The sequence below is a fragment of the Parabacteroides caecihominis genome (assembly GCF_023656785.1).
GTDB classification, from domain to species: Bacteria; Bacteroidota; Bacteroidia; order Bacteroidales; family Tannerellaceae; genus Parabacteroides; species Parabacteroides segnis.
Genome location: NZ_JAMOKS010000002.1, coordinates 165,527 through 185,631, shown reverse-complemented (window position 1 = coordinate 185,631; position 20,105 = coordinate 165,527). Strand labels below are relative to the sequence as shown.

At 43.0% G+C, this 20,105-nt stretch carries 14 protein-coding genes; 12 read left to right on the top strand and 2 right to left on the bottom strand.

The window, feature by feature from the left end; genetic code table 11:
• The first annotated feature begins 2 nt into the window (after window positions 1-2).
• On the top strand, window positions 3-1,343 hold the full coding sequence (locus NBH14_RS01870; RefSeq protein WP_186958081.1) for a Gfo/Idh/MocA family protein: 1,341 nt from the start codon (window positions 3-5) through the stop codon (window positions 1,341-1,343).
• A 19-nt stretch (window positions 1,344-1,362) separates the two neighbouring features.
• Window positions 1,363-2,055 carry a 3-keto-disaccharide hydrolase gene (locus NBH14_RS01865; RefSeq protein ID WP_250817091.1) on the top strand — a complete coding sequence of 231 codons (693 nt, stop codon included), beginning with the start codon at window positions 1,363-1,365 and terminating at the stop codon, window positions 2,053-2,055.
• 68 nt (window positions 2,056-2,123) lie between these two features.
• On the opposite strand, the gene NBH14_RS01860 is transcribed toward NBH14_RS01865, so the two are convergent.
• The gene (locus NBH14_RS01860; protein WP_250817089.1) at window positions 2,124-2,687 is read right to left on the bottom strand and encodes an RNA polymerase sigma factor; all 564 of its coding nucleotides are present in this window, start codon (window positions 2,685-2,687) and stop codon (window positions 2,124-2,126) included.
• Window positions 2,688-3,108: 421 nt separating this feature from the next.
• Between NBH14_RS01860 and pckA the strand changes: the two genes are divergently transcribed.
• From pckA to NBH14_RS01845, 3 genes are all read left to right on the top strand, one after another.
• Complete coding sequence (pckA, locus tag NBH14_RS01855) at window positions 3,109-4,716, top strand: phosphoenolpyruvate carboxykinase (ATP) (RefSeq protein ID WP_186958084.1); 1,608 nt, start codon at window positions 3,109-3,111, stop codon at window positions 4,714-4,716.
• A gap of 181 nt (window positions 4,717-4,897) precedes the next feature.
• On the top strand, window positions 4,898-6,001 hold the full coding sequence (locus tag NBH14_RS01850; protein ID WP_250817087.1) for a redoxin domain-containing protein: 1,104 nt from the start codon (window positions 4,898-4,900) through the stop codon (window positions 5,999-6,001).
• A gap of 38 nt (window positions 6,002-6,039) precedes the next feature.
• Window positions 6,040-7,578 (top strand): YifB family Mg chelatase-like AAA ATPase, encoded by a 1,539-nt coding sequence (locus NBH14_RS01845; protein ID WP_186958086.1) that lies wholly within the window; start codon window positions 6,040-6,042, stop codon window positions 7,576-7,578.
• 199 nt (window positions 7,579-7,777) lie between these two features.
• Here the strand turns inward: NBH14_RS01845 and NBH14_RS01840 are convergent, their stop codons facing one another.
• Window positions 7,778-8,632 (bottom strand): helix-turn-helix domain-containing protein, encoded by an 855-nt coding sequence (locus NBH14_RS01840; RefSeq protein ID WP_186958087.1) that lies wholly within the window; start codon window positions 8,630-8,632, stop codon window positions 7,778-7,780.
• Between the two features lie 218 nt (window positions 8,633-8,850).
• Between NBH14_RS01840 and NBH14_RS01835 the strand changes: the two genes are divergently transcribed.
• The 7 genes from NBH14_RS01835 (at window position 8,851) to metG (ending at window position 20,076) form a co-directional block, all read left to right on the top strand.
• Entirely contained in the window at window positions 8,851-10,965 is a 2,115-nt protein-coding gene (locus NBH14_RS01835) for a DUF4493 domain-containing protein (RefSeq protein WP_186958088.1), read from the top strand.
• Window positions 10,966-10,968: 3 nt separating this feature from the next.
• The gene (locus NBH14_RS01830; protein WP_186958089.1) at window positions 10,969-11,745 is read left to right on the top strand and encodes a DUF4493 domain-containing protein; all 777 of its coding nucleotides are present in this window, start codon (window positions 10,969-10,971) and stop codon (window positions 11,743-11,745) included.
• Entirely contained in the window at window positions 11,742-13,121 is a 1,380-nt protein-coding gene (locus NBH14_RS01825) for a DUF4493 domain-containing protein (RefSeq protein ID WP_186958090.1), read from the top strand. The genes NBH14_RS01830 and NBH14_RS01825 overlap by 4 nt, the downstream gene beginning before the upstream one ends.
• A 12-nt stretch (window positions 13,122-13,133) precedes the next feature.
• Window positions 13,134-15,386 carry a PCMD domain-containing protein gene (locus NBH14_RS01820; RefSeq protein ID WP_186958091.1) on the top strand — a complete coding sequence of 751 codons (2,253 nt, stop codon included), beginning with the start codon at window positions 13,134-13,136 and terminating at the stop codon, window positions 15,384-15,386.
• Between the two features lie 152 nt (window positions 15,387-15,538).
• The gene (locus NBH14_RS01815; protein ID WP_186958092.1) at window positions 15,539-16,282 is read left to right on the top strand and encodes an outer membrane beta-barrel protein; all 744 of its coding nucleotides are present in this window, start codon (window positions 15,539-15,541) and stop codon (window positions 16,280-16,282) included.
• Window positions 16,283-16,287: 5 nt separating this feature from the next.
• Window positions 16,288-17,949, top strand: a complete 1,662-nt coding sequence (locus NBH14_RS01810; RefSeq protein WP_250817085.1) for a PCMD domain-containing protein — start codon at window positions 16,288-16,290, stop codon at window positions 17,947-17,949.
• 87 nt (window positions 17,950-18,036) lie between these two features.
• Entirely contained in the window at window positions 18,037-20,076 is a 2,040-nt protein-coding gene (gene metG / locus NBH14_RS01805; RefSeq protein ID WP_186958093.1) for a methionine--tRNA ligase, read from the top strand.
• Window positions 20,077-20,105: the final 29 nt, after the last annotated feature.

Sequence of the window (20,105 nt, the reverse complement as noted above, 5' to 3'; positions counted from 1 at the left end):
TTATGTCAAATAGAAGGATGTTTATTAAACAAATGATGGCTGGAGGTATATTATTACCTTCAGCTCCCCGGCTTTTGTCGGGGAAAAACTCTTCAGAAATGGTTGTAAATGGGGAACCTGCCGGTTCTGATGAGATACGCATTGCTCTAATAGGTAAAGGAGGAATGGGGACTGCTGATGCAAATTGCGCTTTACGGGTACCTGGTGTAAAGATTACGGCTGTTTGTGATGTCTATGAAACCCGTTTGGAGGTAGCAAAGAAACAATGGGGCGATCATCTTTTCACGACAAAAGATTATAATGATATTCTGAAGCGCAGTGATGTCGATGCTGTATTGATCGGGACTCCCGATCATTGGCACCAGCCTATCGCCATCGCAGCTATGAAAGCCGGCAAGCATGTATATTGTGAAAAACCGGTTATTCATAAAATAAGCGAAGCTGAAAACCTGATCAATGCACAACGGGTCAGTGGCATGTATTTCCAGGCCGGAAGTCAGGGAATGGCTTCTTTAGGGAACAGGAAAGCCCGACAGTTGTTGCAGTCCGGTATTATTGGCAAAGTCAATTTTATAGACGGGCAGTTTACGGGAGCTCCGGGAGCACTAGGACATTATCCGGTAGCTGATGATGCTTCTGAGAAAACTATCTGGTGGAAACGGTTTTTAGGTAATGCCCCTAAACATAAATTTGATCCTCAGCGTTTCTTTTATTGGCGAAACTGGAAGGATTATGGAACAGGTATTGCCGGAGATTTGTTCGTGCATGTGTTGGCCAGCCTTCATTATATAACTGATGCTATCGGACCGGAGAAAGTTTATACGACAGGTGGTATCCGACATTATACTGACGGATACCGTGATACCCCCGATATAATGCTGGCCTATCTGGATTATCCGGACCGGGAGGATCTGGGTGCATTTACTGTACAGTTGGGAGCAAACTATGTGGACGGTGTTTCCCGTAAATGGGGAAGCATGGACTTTCGTATTGTCGGCTCGGAAGGAACTCTCGATGTGGCATGGGACAAAGTAACTTTAAAAACAATGCGCAAAGCAGATATAGCCTTTTTGCAGGCATTGGAACCGATAGGGCAGGGAATAGATACGCCGGTTGTTAAATCGGAACAGGAAATAGAATTCGTTGCATCATCAGATTATAAAGGAGGACATTATGATCATTTTGAAAACTTTTTTACGGGTATCCGTAATAAAACCCCTCTTGTTTGTGATGTTATGTTTTCCGTTAGGTCTGCTGCTCCGGCCTTATTGAGTTATGAAAGTTTTGAACGGGGAGAAGCGGTTTACTGGGATGCAGAAAATCTGAAAGAAAGAAAAAAGTAAATAGTAAAGGATATTGGTTATGAAAATTTTAGGATATGTAATCTTGTTATTGTTAATGAAAGGTGCTTTGTTTGCATCGAATCCGGTTTTTCCGTCGGCAACGGAGACTATAGTCCCATACCGGTTATCGGAGTTAGAAAAGAAAGATGGTTATCGGTTGCTGTTCGACGGAACTTCCCTGGATGGTTGGATCAACAACTCCGATGAGTATATATTGGAAGATGGTTGTATTGCTAAGAAAGCATCCGGATTTGGAAATCTTTATTCGGAAGATCGTTTCTGTAACTTTATATTGAAGTTTGAGTTTCAGTTAACACCTGGGGCAAATAACGGATTAGGGCTTCGGCACATCATCGTTCCGGAGGGTTATTTGGGTATGGAACTTCAGATTTTGGATAATGATGATCCTCAATATAAAGACCTGAAACCTTATCAGTATCATGGAGGGTTGTATAATTATGCTCCGGCGAAACGCGGGTATTTGAAGCCGGTAGGAGAATGGAATCAGCAGGAAGTGATAGCTCAAGGTGCTAATATTAAGATTATTTTGAATGGGGAGGTTATTCTTGATACGAATATTAAGAAAGTGATCAAAGATATTCCGTATGATAAGGTACAGTCCGGATTACGGAACTCATGCGGACATATCGCTTTCTTGGGACACGATTCGGTGGTGCGGTTCAGGTATATCCGTATAAAAGTACTTGATTGAACAAAGAACGATTGCTTATAAAATAGATGAGACAATAATGTAGCGTTTGTTTTATAAGCAATTGTAAGTTAGATGCAGGTGAAAAGGAACAGGACAAATTGTATTTCTGCCCGTGAAAAAGTAGTTCGTAACTTTTTTAAAGACCTTTGTATCAGATTTTGGGTAGACTGGTAATTCATATCCATTATCTGGCAAATCTCTTCATAAGATAAACCCTCAACAAAGCGATAAAAAATGATTTCTTTCTGGCGGGGTGATAACACATCAAGCATCCGGATCATTTTATCATTCAGGAATTGTTCTTTTTCATTTTCGATGATTTCGTCTTCAATGGTATACTCTGCTGTAAAAACAGGTTCCAGCGAATCGATCTGATAGTATTTTATGTCTTTTCTGAATACATTGAATAGCTTGTTTTTCAGCGCTATAAAAAGATATAACTTAATATTGTCCGTAGACTGAAGGTGTTTACGATTCTGAAATATTTTTATAAATACATCCTGTATGCAGTCTTCCACCAGTCCTTTATCTGACGTGAAATGCATCCCATATGCATAGAGTGCCTGTGAATACTGTCTGTAAATATATGTATAAGCTTCATCATCTCCACAAAGAAAGCTTTCCCAGATCATTTGATCTGAGTTTTTTTCTTTTGCAGTCATGAGGGGTGACTCAGTGTTTTTTCTCATAAGAATGCTGCATGGTTAGACCTTCATTTAGTATCAGAACACAAATATTGAAAAAAACTACTCATTATTTTTTGCAAATCTGCTCACTTTTTTCTGAATGACTACTTTAGTTGACACTTCTGTTGCAGATTGCAAAGTGCAGTTGACAAATAGACTACCCTGATTGTTAATTGCATGGAAAAGAGCAATTATTACTGAAAAATTTCCTTAATAGTGTACCGGCTATAAAAAAAAATATTACTTTTGTACCGGTCTTAACAAGGCGGGGTAATAGCAAGTTAGAAGTAGGTATTAGAGCCCTGTTATTTTAATTTCGAGAGAGAGAAAAGTTATATAAAGTCAATCATTTAAATTATTATCAAGAATGGCTAATTTAGATTTAAGCAAGTACGGAATTACCGGTGTAACAGAAATTGTACACAATCCGTCTTATGAAGTTCTGTTCGCAGAAGAAACAAAACCAGGTTTGGAAGGTTTCGAAAAAGGTCAGGTAACTGATATGGGTGCTGTAAACGTTATGACTGGCGTTTATACAGGACGTTCTCCTAAAGATAAATTCTTTGTAAAAGATGCTACCAGCGAAAATACTGTATGGTGGACATCTGAAGAATATAAAAATGATAACAAACCAGTAGACGAAAAATGCTGGAAGGCTTGTAAAGAATTAGCAACAAAAGAACTTTCTAACAAAAGATTGTTCGTTGTTGACGCATTTTGTGGTGCTAACGAAAACAGCCGTCTGAAACTGCGTTTCATCATGGAAGTAGCATGGCAGGCTCATTTCGTAACAAACATGTTCATTCGTCCTTCAGCTGAAGAACTGGCTAACTTCGGTGAACCTGATTTCGTTATCATGAATGCTTCTAAGGCTAAAGTTGAAAACTACAAAGAACTGGGCTTGAACTCAGAAACTGCTGTAGTATTCAACCTGACTGAAAAGATCCAGGTTATCCTGAACACTTGGTACGGTGGCGAAATGAAGAAAGGTATGTTCTCTTACATGAACTATCTGTTGCCGCTGCAGGGTATGGCTTCTATGCACTGTTCTGCTAATACAGACAAAGAAGGCAAGAGCTCAGCTATCTTCTTCGGTTTGTCAGGTACAGGTAAGACTACATTGTCTACAGACCCGAAACGTCTGTTGATCGGTGATGACGAACACGGATGGGATAACGACGGTGTATTCAACTTCGAAGGTGGTTGCTACGCTAAGACTATCAACTTGAGCAAAGAAAACGAACCGGATATCTGGAACGCTATCAAACGTGACGCTCTGTTGGAAAACTGTACAGTAGACGCTAACGGTGCTATCGACTTCTCTGACAAGTCAGTTACAGAAAACACTCGCGTTTCTTATCCTATCTATCATATCGAAAACATCGTTAAGCCGGTTTCTAAAGGCCCGCACGCAAAACAGGTTATCTTCCTGTCTGCTGACGCATTCGGTGTATTGCCTCCGGTATCTATCCTGACTCCGGAACAGACTCAGTACTACTTCCTTTCTGGTTTCACAGCTAAATTGGCTGGTACAGAACGCGGTATCACTGAACCGACTCCTACATTCTCAGCTTGTTTTGGTGCAGCATTCTTGTCATTGCACCCGACTAAATACGGTCAGGAACTGGTTAAGAAAATGGAAATGACTGGTGCTAAGGCTTATCTGGTTAACACAGGTTGGAACGGTAGCGGCAAACGTATCTCTATCAAAGATACAAGAGGTATCATCGACGCTATCCTGGACGGTTCTATCGACAAAGCTCCGACTAAGGTTATTCCTTATTTCGATTTCACTGTTCCTACAGCTCTTCCGGGTGTTGATCCGAAGATCCTTGATCCTCGCGACACTTACGCTGATGCTGCTCAGTGGGATGAAAAAGCTAAAGATTTGGCTGCTCGCTTCCAGAAGAACTTCGCTAAGTTCACAGGTAACGAAGCTGGTAAAGCTTTGGTTGCTGCTGGTCCGAAATTGTAATTCAAACGCTGGAGGTAAATCTTACCAAAGGTTAAGAATAATATATCAAAAAGCGTGGGACATACCGTTCTGCGCTTTTTTTTGTATATCTACATTAATTTTATCATAAATGTTAGTTTGTTTTAAAATCTATTGTTATCTTTACCGCGTATTATCCGTTAATGTGTGGGTTTAAGGTATAATGATAAAACGTTTATTACTGATTTTAGGAGTCGCATTGTTTTTGTCGTCGTGCGGCAAGGACGTCTCTTACCGAATAGAAGGCAAGTTGTCTAATTTGGAAGATGAGACGCTATATGCTGTTTTTGAGAATGACAATTACAAAGTTGTTGATACCATAACCTGCGAGAAACCCGGACAATTCTCCCTGAAACGGAACGAAGGAGACTTCAATACCGTAACAATTTTCTTCGATAATAAAAAATGCTGGACCACGGCTTACCTGATGAAAGGAGAGAAAGTCACCATAACCGGCGATGCTCTTTACCCGGCTTTGCTTCAGGTGAAAGGCGGACGTGTCAACGACCAGTTGAATTCTTTCCGTAAAAGTGTTGCTCCCCTGCTGAAGGAACAGGCAGACCTGATCAAGATATTAACGAATAAAAGCAGTCATACAAATACAACGGAAGAAACTGATATCCCTTCCCGTCTGACGAATGTAAACCATACCCTGAGTGAACGGGCGATGGAATATATACAAGAACATCCGGATGAAGAAGCTTCGGGTGTTTTACTGCAATATTATTTTATGAATCCGGATGATACCCGTAAAATGGACGAATTGCTGGCCGTGTTAAGTCCGAAATTGAAAGACTTTTATCTGGTTCGTAAATTGCAGGATTACAGCATGAAAGCACAGCGAACTTCTTTGGGCGCGGAAGCTCCGGGTTTTAATGTAAAGAATGTATATGGACATACTGTGAGTCTGGATTCGTTCCCGCAGCGATATTTGTTACTTGCCTTTACGGCTCCTTGGTGCGATATGTGCCAGACAGAAGATCTGTTTTTGGATAAGGTAGCGATGAAGTATCCGAAAGAGAAAGTCGATATGTTGCTGATTAGTCTTGATGACGACCCGCAGGAAGTACGCAAGTTGTTGGCAAAGGATAGTATCAACTGGAATTTGGTAACCGATTCTGCCGGACAAGCAACAATGCTGGTTGATCTGTATAATGTAAATGCACTTCCTCGCTGTTTTTTGATTGATGAGGAAGGCAAGATCATCATGAAAACGGACAACGGTGTAGAAATAGAACAAACACTTGAAAAACTGGTAGAAAAATGAGATAACGAATTATAAACTTCCAACCAAAATCATTAATTATGTTAGTAAAATCTTATGCAGCCGCGGTGCAGGGCATCTCTGCAACCATTGTCACCATTGAAGTAAATTGTACAAAGGGAATCCAATTCTTTCTGGTAGGTCTTCCTGATGTAGCTGTACGTGAAAGCCACGAACGTATCATTTCTGCGCTTCAGGTGAGTGGATATAAATTTCCCCGTAATCGAATTGTGATTAATATGGCACCAGCCGATATTCGGAAGGAAGGTTCTGCTTATGATCTGCCACTGGCAGTCGGGATACTGGCAGCCGCCGAGGAGTTGGACGCTTCGCGGCTGGATAAGTTTATCCTGATGGGCGAACTATCACTGGACGGAAGCCTGCAACCGGTAAAAGGCGTGCTCCCTATTGCTATTAAAGCGAGGGAGGAAGGCTTTAAGGGCTTCATACTGCCTAGGCAGAATGCCCGTGAGGCCGCTGTTGTCAATAATCTGGAGGTCTATGGAGCCGATAATATCAAAGAGGTGATCGAATTTATGGGCAGAAAACGCGAACTGGAACAGACTGTTGTTGATACAAGGAAAGAGTTTTATGCCCGTCAGGAGCAGTTCGAGTTTGATTTTTCAGATGTACGCGGCCAGGAAAATGTAAAACGAGCTTTGGAAGTCGCTGCGGCAGGAGGCCATAATCTGATTATGATCGGGCCGCCGGGAAGCGGGAAATCAATGTTGGCAAAACGACTGTCCACGATCCTTCCGCCATTCACCTTACACGAATCGTTGGAGACAACTAAGATACATTCTGTGGCCGGAAAGATAGGGGTGGAAACTTCCCTGATGGTGCAACGCCCGTTCCGTTCGCCGCATCATACCATTTCAAATGTGGCAATGGTGGGAGGCGGTGCTTATCCTCAGCCGGGTGAAGTGAGTCTGGCTCATAACGGCGTGCTGTTCCTCGATGAATTACCGGAATTCAACCGGAGTGTTTTGGAGGTGATGCGACAGCCGTTGGAAGACCGGAAGATTACAGTTTCGCGTGCACGTTTCTCGGTCGATTATCCGGCTAGTTTTATGCTGGTTGCCTCGATGAATCCTTGTCCCTGCGGTTATTATAACCATCCGGACAGGGCTTGCCTTTGCCCTCCGGGGGCAGTGCAGAAATATATGAACCGTGTATCCGGCCCGTTGCTCGACCGTATCGACATACAGGTGGAGATTGTACCAGTCCCTTTTGAAAAGATATCCGAACAACGTCCGTCCGAGCCGAGTGTTGCTGTCCGTGAGCGGGTTGTTAATGCCCGTACAATTCAGGAAAAACGTTTTGCCGACTGCGAAGGTGTATATTGCAATGCACAGATGACCACGCAACTTCTGCATAAATATGCCGTACCCGACGTCGCTTGCCTGTCTCTTCTTAAAACGGCTATGCAACGTCTAAGCCTTTCCGCCCGTGCTTACGACCGTATCCTGAAAGTAGCCCGTACCATTGCCGACCTTGATGCCTCTGAAAAGATAGAAACACGCCATCTTGCCGAAGCCATTAATTACCGGAATCTGGACAGGGAGAGCTGGGGATTGTAAAAAAGTATGCTGTGTCTTAAATCTCGTTATTAAGCAGACAAAAATTACTTACTAAGTAGGTGTCAGGCTACTTACTAAGTAAGTCACGAGTTACTTATCGAGTAGATGTCGGCTTACTCGATAAGTAGATTTAATAGAAACTGCAATACGAATCTTGGGTGTTTCACATAGGGCGAACTATCATTACTCTCTGAAAGATTTAGCCATTTCTGTATTCCAACGGCCCGATGCCGACATGGCGTTTAAAATATTTTCCAAAGAAAGACATGTTGCTGAAGTTCAGTGAATAGGCAATGTTTTGTACAGAAACGTCAGTTGACTTCAACTGAGCCTTTGCATCCATTATGACCATGGATGCAATAATTTCTAAACAGGTTTTTCCTGTGACTTGCCGGATAGTCGTGCTCAGATGAGCCTGTGTAATACCGAGTTTTCCAGCATAGAAGGCAACGTTCCGTTCCTGGCTGTAATGTTGCATGACCAGTCGGGTGAAGTTGTTCGCAATCTTTTCGCTTTTCCCCGGATTTGTTTTTTGTGTCCGGAGGTCTTTGTACAATTCTCCCAATCCATAGACTAAGGTAAAAAGCATATGTTTGGTAATCTCCCTGTTGATTTTTCCGTAAAATGTCAGATAGGTACGGGCAAGCAATGCCAGGTGTCCGTGAAAGAGCTGGGTGACTTCTTCTTTCAGCGAAATGACGGGGGTTGCCTTGATGGTGTAAAATATATCAAGAGTGGATTTGATGATGTTGGTTTCCGTGATGAATTGTGAAGAATACCCCAGGAAATAGATATGTAAATCGCCTTCCACTTTATGGATCTGAAGGATGCTTCCCGGCACGATCGTCACAAAGTCGTTTGCCTTCACCGTATAATTTGTCGCATCGATCGATGCTTCGATTTCTCCCTGTAAACAAAGCACAAAGATCCCGGCTTTCAGGCGGCAGGGGAAATTGGTGTACATATTGAGTATTTCCCGGCTGATGTCCGTTCCTATGATCCAATCCTCGGGGATGTCGAGTTTGGGGAGTTCTTTGGGTTTGTCTGCTTTCATTTGCCTGCTGTTAATGGGGAGCAAATGTATAGATTATTTTTCAAAGGATATCAGGTTTTCTTATAAATAGAACACCGAAAAAGTCGATGTCTAACAAAGAGGACACATAATCAAATAAATAGACCTTGTGAGGTTTTCTGAATCAGAGTTATTTTGCAGCATTTTTGGGAAGTATATATGCATATAGAGGAATTTATTTTCATGACCTATAAAAAATGATGCTAAACAGATTAGTCTATCGAATCGACCCGTTGAGGGGAATTGTTGTATTATCGTGTCTTTTAATTTTGTTCAATCTGATAGCATGTAGTGCTGACGATTTGGATGGGAAGAAAGAGGGGAAAGGGGGACAAGGTTTTGTCTCGTTGAATTTGAAAGCGGACACCGCTTATGTTGTAACTAAAGCATCTTCCGGTCCGGAGAATGCGGATGATTATAAAATCCGTATTTATAACGGTGAAGAAGAAGTGACTTCTTTTCGCTTTGGGGACAGGCCCGAATTGCAGCCTCTGGAAGTGGGCGATTATGTGGCGAAGGCTTCCTGGGGAACTTTGTCTCCGGCTGCTTTCGATTCTTTATATGTGGAAGGTGTAACGAACTTTTCAGTGAAGGAGGGTGAGGTTACTTCGGTTAAATTGGAATGCCGTCCGGCAAATGCTAAAGTAATTGTCGATTATGCGGATGATCTCAAAAAAGCGTATAGCGATTACAGCGTGTCGATGAGTACCAGTCACACCGGAAATGCTCCTTTAGTATATGTGAAGGATGAAGCCCGTGCCGGATATTTCCAGGTAGATACGGAAGGTGAAAAGCTGAATCTGAAGATGATGCTTTCCGCTTCAGGAAAAGATTATACATTTACAAATGCTGTAAGTCTTATGCCCCGTGACCTGGTTCGTCTCCATTTCAAGCTGGGTGGAAGTAATAATGGGGGGAATACACCGGATACACCAGATACTCCCGACACTCCAAATACGCCTGATACACCCGACACTCCGGATGTGCCCGCTGCTCCTGATCCGACATTAACAGTTAATGTCGCCGGTCTTTTCTTTGAGGCGGGTGCTAACCTGACACAATCTGTTACCGTTACTTCCAACTCGACATGGACGATCGTTAACTCAGCAGACTGGCTCACTGTAGAGAAACAGACTGGAAAAGCTGTTTTTACGGCTAAAGAAAATACTACGGAAGAAGTTCGTAAGGCGACTGTTACGCTCGTAGCTACCAATGGAAATAAGTCATTGTCTGCCAATATAGAAGTCTTCCAACAGGCTAAAGCAACAGAAAATAATACACCGGATCTTGCCGTAGATATTGTTGACCTGGTTGTTTCAAGTGACGCTTTCCGGCAAATGATCGCTGTTAGAAGTACAAAAGACTGGAACTATACCACTGATGCGGAAGATTGGCTGAAAGTTTCCCGTACGGAAGCGACCGAAGATACCCAAGCCACTTTGACTTTATCGGCGGATGCTAATACAACGAATGTATCCCGTAAAGCAACGGTTACATTAACTGCGGGGGATGAAGAAGGAAAGAAATCGACTGTAACGATTCAGATAGAACAGAAAGCGAAAGAAGATGATCCCTATATTCATCTGGATTTTTCGAATTTGAAGTTACCTTATACAGGTGTTTCCGGTCAGGCCTATAAAGTAGAAACGAACCAGAAAGACTGGAGCGTCTCTTCTTCGGCAGACTGGCTGAAAGTGGAAAAAGGTGAAGGGCAGATGTTGTTGACATTAGATCCGAATGAGAAGAACGAAGTTCGTAGCGCAGAACTGATTTTAACGGCCAGCCAGGGTGTTCGTAATATGGCGGTAAAGATTACCGTAACACAGGATGCGAAGCCGTTGGATGTGCCGCCGTTGAAAGTGGTAATAACTATCAATCGTGAATTGACTGAAAAGCCGATAGAATATGTGATAGAGAATAAATACTCAACCGATAAGATGTTTGATCTGTCTTTTTCGACGAAGAGCGGAATATTTCAGGAGATGAAGACGGGCACGGCCCCGGAAAACTTCTATCTGAATATTTTAGGTCAGAATGGGGCAAAGATACAGAAATGCGAATGGGCGGCAGTGTCCGGTTTTTCAGAAGAGACAATTGATCTTGTTCAGACAAAGCGAGCAGATACGCAGAAGTTTGAAGGATTGGTTTGGGATGATGACTTAGAGGGTAAATCTTTGGCAACTATTTACCTGGAGAATTTCGTGAAGAAACTGTCAGTCGGTTATCATGAATATAAAATAACTGTAACAGGTGTTGAAGAGAATGGAGTCTCTTATTCTTCAGCAACTCAATTGAAAATCCAAATAACAGAATAAATTATGGGACGTACATTATATATTATTATAGCATTGGCAGGAATGGCTTATCTGTTCTCTGCCTGTTCGGAAGTGGGAGATACGATGCAACCGGAAAATGAATATGGCTCTCTGTCCCTGGATTTGGAAACTGTCCAGCCGAACCGTTTGGTTATCACAAAGGCAGCAACTATAGATGTAAATACATTTTCTGTAGTTATAAAACAGGAGGATAAGCCTGTGAAGTCGTTTGGCACTTTTCAAAAACTGAAGGAAAGCGGCACGTTACGCCTGGAAAAAGGAATATATACAATTGTTGCCTCTCAACAGGGAGAAATGGCGGAAGTATCCGGTCAACCCTTTTATAGCGGGCAGGGAGATGTGGAGATCGAAGCGAATGCTTTTGCAAAGCCAACGATTACCTGCAAAATGCAGCAAGTTCGCGTGAAGGTGGAACTGGACAAAGCGTTGATAGAGGCTTTGACTTCAGTTCCTGATGATCTTTCTATTTCCAATGGGAATACAAAAGGGCTTCACAAATTTAAAATTGATGAGGAAACCGGTGAGAGTGAAGAGATCTATATCAGACCGACTGAAAACCTTCGGTTATCTTTTTCTGCGACGGAGAAGGAATATCAGGAACCTGTCATTTATAATGAACTGCTGAAATATAAGGATGAAAAATCTCCGGTTGCCAATGATTATCTGACTGTAACTATCGGATTGGCAACGGGGGAGACAAAAACATTAACAGACCGTTCTGCAAATAGACCGTTAAATCTTAAAGTGACTGTTCGATGAGAAAGAATATATTATTTATAAGTAAATTGTTTTTAAGTATTTGTCTTTTGGGTACGGCCTCCTGTGAAATGCGGGATGAATTACGACATCGCATGCCAGGCAATACGGATAAAGAAGCGATAGGCGGCTTTTCTCTTGATTTGTTATCGAAAGAGATCGGCTCCCGTGCCGGAAATGTAGTCGACAGCTATGTTATCCAGATCGTGAATGCGAATGACGAGGTTGTTCGCGAATATGATTCTTATGCCGAGTTGCAGGGAGGGGAAAATGTTATAGAGCTACCGGTGGGAACTTATAAAGTCCGTTCCGCTTCTTATGCCGGAGGCGAAGAGGAGGCTTCGATAAATAAACCTTATTATTTCAGTGAAAAGGAATTTTCGGTAAATGCCGGAGAGGTGACAAGCCTGAAAGACACTTGTAAGTTGAATAGTGTTGTTGTCAATGTGAATTACGATGACAGTTTCCTGGATGAGGTGGAGGATGATTATGCCGTTACCTTTACAAATGGTACAGGGGTATTGACAATGAACAGGGATGTGAATGGAATCGCTTATTTCCGTACATCACCTACAATGCTGATTGCTGTCCGAGCTACGACAAAGAACGGAACGGAAGTTTATAAAGCGCAGATCATGTCAAGCAAGGACGGAACTTCGTTGAAGCCGGAGGATAAATTTGAGATCAACCTGGGGATCAAGGACACAATCCCTGCCAACCCCGGGATTCCGGATAATCCTAACAATCCCAATGATCCGGACAATCCGGATGATCCAAACGGTCCTGATACCCCCAATAACCCGGGAAGTCCCGATGATCCTGATAACCCAGGTTTAGGAGGTAATGGCCATTTCGATATAACGATCGACGTGACGTTGAATGGCAAGGATGTGGATATCACGATCCCTGCTCCGGATCAACCGACGCCCGATCCTGACCCAACGCCCGATCCCGACCCGACACCTGAGCCGGATCCTTCTTATGCGGCTCCGACTATCGTTGGAGATGGATTCAGCCTCAGCCAGATATTGACCGACCCGACAACGGTCCGGGTGAATATAACAGCGGAGGCAGGGATTCAGAGTTTGGTTGTGACGATTGACTCTCCGATTCTTTCAGATGAATTGTTAGGTGCTGTGGGATTAGATAAATCGTTTGATCTGGCTAATCCGGGTAAAAATGAGACAGCCTTGAAGGAGTTAGGCTTGTTAGGTAATGATCCTGTTTCAGGGAGAACCTCTCAGGTGTTTGATGTGAGTGGATTTATGAGTATTCTTTCGCAATTAGGAGATCCGGGTCCACACAAATTTCATTTGAAGGTTGTCGATAAGAAAAACAGGCAGGAGTCGAAAACTCTGTCTATTCAGTTTACTATATAATTATAGCAAGTGATGAAAAGAAACAATATATATTTACTAATAACGCTGTTGTCTATTCTATTGTCCTGTAATTCAGATGAAAAAGTAAATGGAAATGGCTTTGTACGCATAGGTATTATCACCAACACTTCTGTTATAACGAAGGCTGAAGGTGATGTGGAGATTAAGAATATTCGTTTGGTTATCTCCAATGTAACGGAAAATTCTTCAGATAAGGATTGGTCGAAAGAGTATAATTTTGCTCCGGATGCACCTTCAGAAGATATAGAGTTAGCTCCCGGCAATTATAAACTGGTGGCGATAGCCAGCAATGGAAGCGAAGTCGCAGATGGTTTTACGCCTGCTTATATGGGAGAAGCTATGGTTGAAGTAACTGCCGGTAATACAAGTACGGCTTGGATAGAGTGTAAACTGACTACTGTAAAGGTATTAGTTGAATATGCAAGCAGTGTGGTAGGTACTTATCAAACTGAATATAAGACTGTCGTAGGAGGAGTTGCTTTCTCTGGTGAGGAAAAGCGTGCCGGATATATTGCTCCGGGCAATCTTTCTGTAGATTTTATGTTCAAAGATAATGCCGGAAGCTGGCAAACTATTTCGTTGGATAAAATAGCAGAAGCAAAGGCTCAGGAGTATTATAAGATAAAAATATCCATGAAGTCGACGGAAGGGGAAGGAGATGGTTCTTCCGAGGGTGCTGCCAATATTTCCATTCAGGTGGGTGAGGAGAATCCGCGGGATATAGAGGTTGGGATTGTATTACCGAAAGTTGTGGTTACGACTCTTGATGCGGAGAATGTGCTTACTAACTCAGCAACATTAAAAGGCAAATATGTTTCTCCTTCTGGAAAAGTAACGCCTTCGAATCCTAAATTTTTTTATCGGAAAAAGGGAGTTACTGAATGGCAGAATAGTATATCTGCAAGTTCTTCTGATGTGAATACTCAATATTTGGCATCTCTTATAGGATTAGATGATGATACAGAATATGAATATAAATTCATGGAGAAAGGAAACTCTGTTGATTTTAAAACAAAGGTAGGGGATAAAACCTTAGAGAAAAAAGCGATTGGTGTTACTGTCGCTTATGTCTATGGAGAGTTGAATACCAATGCTGTAGATGCATATTTTGAATATATACTAGCTTCAGAGACTGACTGGAGTCATGCAACAAAAGTATTGGCTGTTTTGGATACAGAGGGTAACTATAAAGCTGAATTAACAGGTTTGTCAGCAAATCAGTCTTATCAATATCGTTTTATGGAATCTAAAGTAATTCAAACTTTAACAACTTGTTCTTCTATTTCTATCCAATCTGTAACAGCTGGTGCTGATTATGCCAAAGTGAAATGGAATATCCAATCTTCTAAAAATTTATTAGATACAGATGAGGTCATAGTTAGTTATAAGTATAAAAAACAAGGAGATTCCTGGGGGGAGGTTCAGAGTTTGGTTATTGAAATGCAAGAGAATGGAAATAAGAATATTATAACAGGACTGGAACAGAATGGAACTTATTGTATTGATGATGAAAATAAAACATTTACAACATTAAAGAATGCAAGCTTTGATACATGGTTTAAGGGTAGTAATAAAGCTTGGTATGCAAATGAAAAAGATTCTTATGATTTTTGGGCTACAGGAAATGAAGGAGTGAGAAAAGCTAGTAAGGACTCAAATACAGAACCAATTGAGGGCAGAGATGGTGTGAAAGAGCATGCTGCTAAATTAACATCAATAAATGCCAAGATTCTAATGTTTGGCTTCTTTGCTGCAGGAAATTTGTATACAGGAAGCTTTAATTTTACGAGTTTATCTGATGCAATGAATGCAGATAAAGCTAAAAAATTCCCTAAATTCGGTCAAAGTTTTTCTACAAGACCAACAGGATTGAATGGTTGGTATAAATATACCTCTACCAATATTGATCAAGGTCTTGATAAGTCAGATTCTCGATATGGAATGAAAGACAAATGTCAGATATATGTGAAGTTGTTTACAGGAGATCAATATGATGCTTCCACGATTAATTCTACTACTTATATTGCCGAAGGTGAATATAGCTCAGATGAAGATGTTACAGAATGGACACCTTTTGAACTTGATTTAACATATCATGATTCTGAGAATATCCCGACTAGGATAGCAATAGTTGCAACATCCAGTATATATGGAGGAGATTTTATCGGAGCATTGAATAGCATTTTATATGTAGACGATTTCGAATTAGTCTACGATTACACCAAATCTCCTTATATAAACTAAAAAAACGAGGTGTGTCGAAAGTCACTATCTTGTCATCCCGGGCTCGTCCTGGACTCGCATACTACGAAGATATATACTTTAAGTATGAGTTGGCGGATCAAGTCCGCCATGACAAAATAGACTTTTGCAACACCTCTATTATCAACTCAAATATGAAACATCAAATAACAATCTTATTAGTATTCAGCCTCCTCTTCCCCTCCTTCCTCCAAGCCAAGAAGGACCGGGAACAGATCGACCGGGGTATCCATTCCTCTACCTTTATTCCGAAAGGACAATGGATGGTCGGAGGTAGTTTTTCCTATTCCGAGAGCAATTCGGATGATTATAAGTTTTTAATCCTGAAGAATGTGGAAGGAAAGAGGTATTCGTTCAGCGTCAGTCCTAACTTCGGATATTTCATCCGTGACAATGTGGCTGTGGGCGGTCGCTTTTCCTATACCCGCGATTATATCGATATAGGAAATCTCGATATCGACCTGAATGAAGATCTTTCTTTTAAGATCAATAACGCATCTTTGTTGCAACACATGATCTATGGAACCGGTTTCGTGCGTACATATATTAATCTGGGAAACAGCAAACGTTTCGGTCTGTTCAACGAGGCCCGTGTAACATTCGGCGCCGGACAAGGCAAGACCTATTCCGGCGAGGCAGAAACACTGGATGGCGTTTACGAAAAAATCAAACATCTACAGGTAGGTATTGCCCCAGGTATGACCGCTTTTATTACGAACAATGCCGCAGTTGAAGTGTCTGTGGGTGTGATGGGATTCGACTCCAAATGGATCGAACAGGATCATAACAAGGTGATCCAGGGTTCGCGCCGGGAAACTTCCGCTAAGTTCAAAATCGATCTGTTTTCTATAAACCTGGGTATGACCTATTATTTTTAACTGCTATGAAGAGAAATATACTTTTGAGAATGACAGGTTATTGCCGTATGGCTCTGATAATGTCCGCTTGTTACTTGTTGAACAGTTGTATCGAAAATGATGTCCCTTACCCTTATCTGGTCGGACAAATATCCGGTATTACGGTAGAAGGCATGACCGGAAATCCGGAGATACAAAATAATAACCGGACGGTCAGTATTGAAGTAAACGACCAGGTGGATATACAGACTTTGCGTATTACCCGGCTTCAGGTGACGAATGAAGCATCGGTCTATCCGGATAGTGCCAAATGTATCACAGCACAGGCTTTTCCTGAGAAAGGTTTTGCTTCTCTGGATAGTCTGCCTTCTACAGCCGATACCCGGATCAATTTTGCCGGGCCGGTACATTTTATGCTGACAACTTATCAGGATTATCTCTGGACAGTCTCGGTCACGCAGGTGTTTAACCGTAGCATAGAACTTTCCGGTCAGGTTGGAAATGCCATTTTTGATGTGAAGAACCAGCAGGCTGTTGTTTATGTTACCGAAGATCAGTCACTGAAGAATATTACCGTGAAGTCAATGCAGTTGGGAAGCTCTATTGCAACGACTACGCCTGATCCGGTAACAGTGAAGGACTTTTCCCGTCCGGTCACCTTCAATATTGCCGCTTTCGGCCGCACCGAACAATGGACGGTCAACGTGCTTTATACGGATAATACATCATCGGATATCACTGTATTCCCACGTACCAAACAGGCTGTTCTAAGTGGAGGTATCCGGAGCGGGGCATCTGTTGCCGTAGAATATAAAGAGAAGAGTGCGACTCAGTGGAATGAACTTTCTTCCTCCAATATCACAGTTGACGGAACCAGCTTTACGGCGGAACTGCCCGGACTGACTCCGGCAACCGTTTACGAGTGCCGTGTGAATATCGACGGATCAGCCGGGTCTGTGCTCGACTTTACAACAGCATCGGCAGAGATGTTGACCAACGGCAGTTTTGATGAATGGAGCCAGGATGCTTCCAAACCCAAATTATGGTATCCGTGGGCCAATGGCGGTTCTTCTTTCTGGGATACCGGAAACAAAGGGGCGACACTGGTAGGAGGCGACAGCAACTCGATACCCTCTGAAGAAACCAGCAACGGAAAGGGATATGCCGCTAAGTTGGAATCTAAATATGTATTGGTGAAATTTGCTGCCGGGAATATTTTCAGCGGGAGTTATGTGAGGACGGATGTGACCGACGGTGTGCTGAGTTTTGGCCGGCCGTTTACTTCATTCCCTACAAAGTTGAAGCTACATTATAAGTACAGTCCGAAAAAGATCGATAAAACGAATGCCTCTTACGGTGATTTCTCTTATCTGCTGGGACGTTCGGATTCTTGTTTCATTTATCTGGCTCTGACCGATTGGGATGCGCCGCTGGAAATACGGACGCGTCCGGCCAACCGTCAGTTGTTCGATAAGAACGACAAGAATGTGATTGCCTATACGGAACTGATAAGCGGAACGGAGTCAACCTCCTATCAGGAAGTCGAGCTTCCATTGACTTACCGGTATGCCAACCGTACGCCAAAATATCTGGTATTGGTTGCCACCTCCAGCAAATATGGTGATTATTTTACCGGCGGAGAAGGGAGCACGCTGTGGATTGATGATTTCGAATTGGTGTACGAATAAAGGTGTGATCCGGTATAAAGGGAAAGAATCTGTTTCAACCAAACGAATAATTCCGTACCTTTGCCCCTCAAAAAGAGAACACAAGGTATGGAAAAACATTTTAAGAGAACGCTGATAACTACGGCGTTGCCGTATGCGAACGGACCGGTACATATCGGACATCTGGCCGGGGTGTATGTACCGGCCGATATTTATGCCCGCTACCTTCGTCTGAAGGGGGAAGAGGTATTGATGATCGGGGGATCGGACGAACATGGTGTGCCTATTACCCTCCGTGCTAAGAAAGAAGGTGTTACACCGCAGGATGTGGTGGACCGTTTTCATGGCATTATCAAGAAGTCTTTCGAGGAGTTCGGCATCTCGTTCGATATCTATTCACGCACAACTTCACCTACTCATCGTCAGGTGGCGTCGGACTTTTTCCGTACCCTGTATGAAAAAGGAGAGTTTGTCGAAAAGACCAGCGAACAATATTACGACGAGGAAGCTAAACAATTCCTTGCCGACCGTTATATAACCGGTACATGTCCGCATTGCGGCAACGAAAAGGCTTATGGTGACCAGTGCGAAGCCTGCGGTACATCGTTGAATGCAACAGACCTGATCAACCCGAAGTCTGCCATTAGTGGTAGCGAACCGGTGATGAAGGAGACCAAACACTGGTATCTGCCCTTGGATAAGCATGAACCGTTCCTGCGCAAATGGATTCTGGAAGATCATAAAGAATGGAAACCGAACGTGTACGGACAGTGCAAGAGTTGGCTGGACATGGGATTGCAACCGCGTGCCGTAAGCCGCGACCTGGACTGGGGTATCCCTGTTCCGGTGGAAGGAGCGGAAGGCAAAGTGCTTTACGTATGGTTCGATGCGCCGATCGGTTATATTTCCAATACAAAAGAATTACTTCCCGACAGTTGGGAGACCTGGTGGAAAGATCCTGAAACCAAGATGGTACATTTCATCGGTAAGGATAATATCGTGTTCCATTGTATCGTATTCCCAGCCATGTTGAAGGCCGAAGGTACTTTCAACCTGCCGGAGAATGTACCAGCCAATGAATTTCTGAACCTGGAAGGCGACAAGATCTCTACTTCCCGCAACTGGGCGGTATGGTTGAACGAATATCTGGTGGATATGCCGGGAAAACAGGATGTATTACGTTATGTCCTGACTGCCAATGCGCCGGAAACAAAAGATAACGACTTTACCTGGAAAGACTTCCAGGCACGCAATAATAACGAGTTGGTTGCCATCCTGGGTAACTTCGTAAACCGTGCCCTGGTGCTGACTGAGAAATATTTCGAAGGAAAAGTGCCGGCAGTAAGCGAACTGACTGACTATGACCGTCAGACTTTGAAAGACTTCGAAGATGTAAAAGCAAATGTGGAGCGTCTGCTCGACACCTATCATTTCCGTGATGCCCAAAAGGAAGCCATGAACCTGGCCCGTATCGGTAACAAATATCTGGCAGATACGGAACCCTGGAAGCTGGCAAAGACAGATATGACTCGTGTGGCAACGATCATGAACATCGCTTTGCAGATCACAGCCAACCTGGCTATTGCTTTCGAACCCTTCCTGCCGTTCAGCATGGAGAAACTCAACAAGATGTTGAATGTAGAACCGTTAGGCTGGAGCCGTCTGGGCGCAACCGACTTGCTGGAAGCCGGACATCAGCTAGGCAAATCCGAACTGTTGTTTGAAAAGATCGAAGACAGTGTGATCGAAGCGCAGGTTCAGAAGTTGCTGGATACAAAGAAAGCGAACGAAGAAGCCAACTATAAAGCGAAACCGATACGCGAAAACATCGCGTTCGATGATTTCACAAAACTGGATATCCGTGTGGGAACGATCCTGGAATGTACAAAGGTGCCTAAGGCCGACAAATTGTTGCAGTTCCGTATCGATGACGGTTTGGAGAAACGTACAATCGTTTCCGGTATCGCCCAGCATTATGCCCCCGAAGAGTTGGTCGGAAAACAGGTTTGTTTTATTGCCAACCTTGCTCCGCGTAAGTTGAAAGGCATCGTATCGGAAGGTATGATCCTCTCTGCTGAAAACTTCGATGGCAAGCTGTCTGTCATCACTCCGGAAAAAGAAGTGAAACCGGGTAGCGAAGTAAAATAACATAAGATCTCCGGTGCTATGGAACGTAA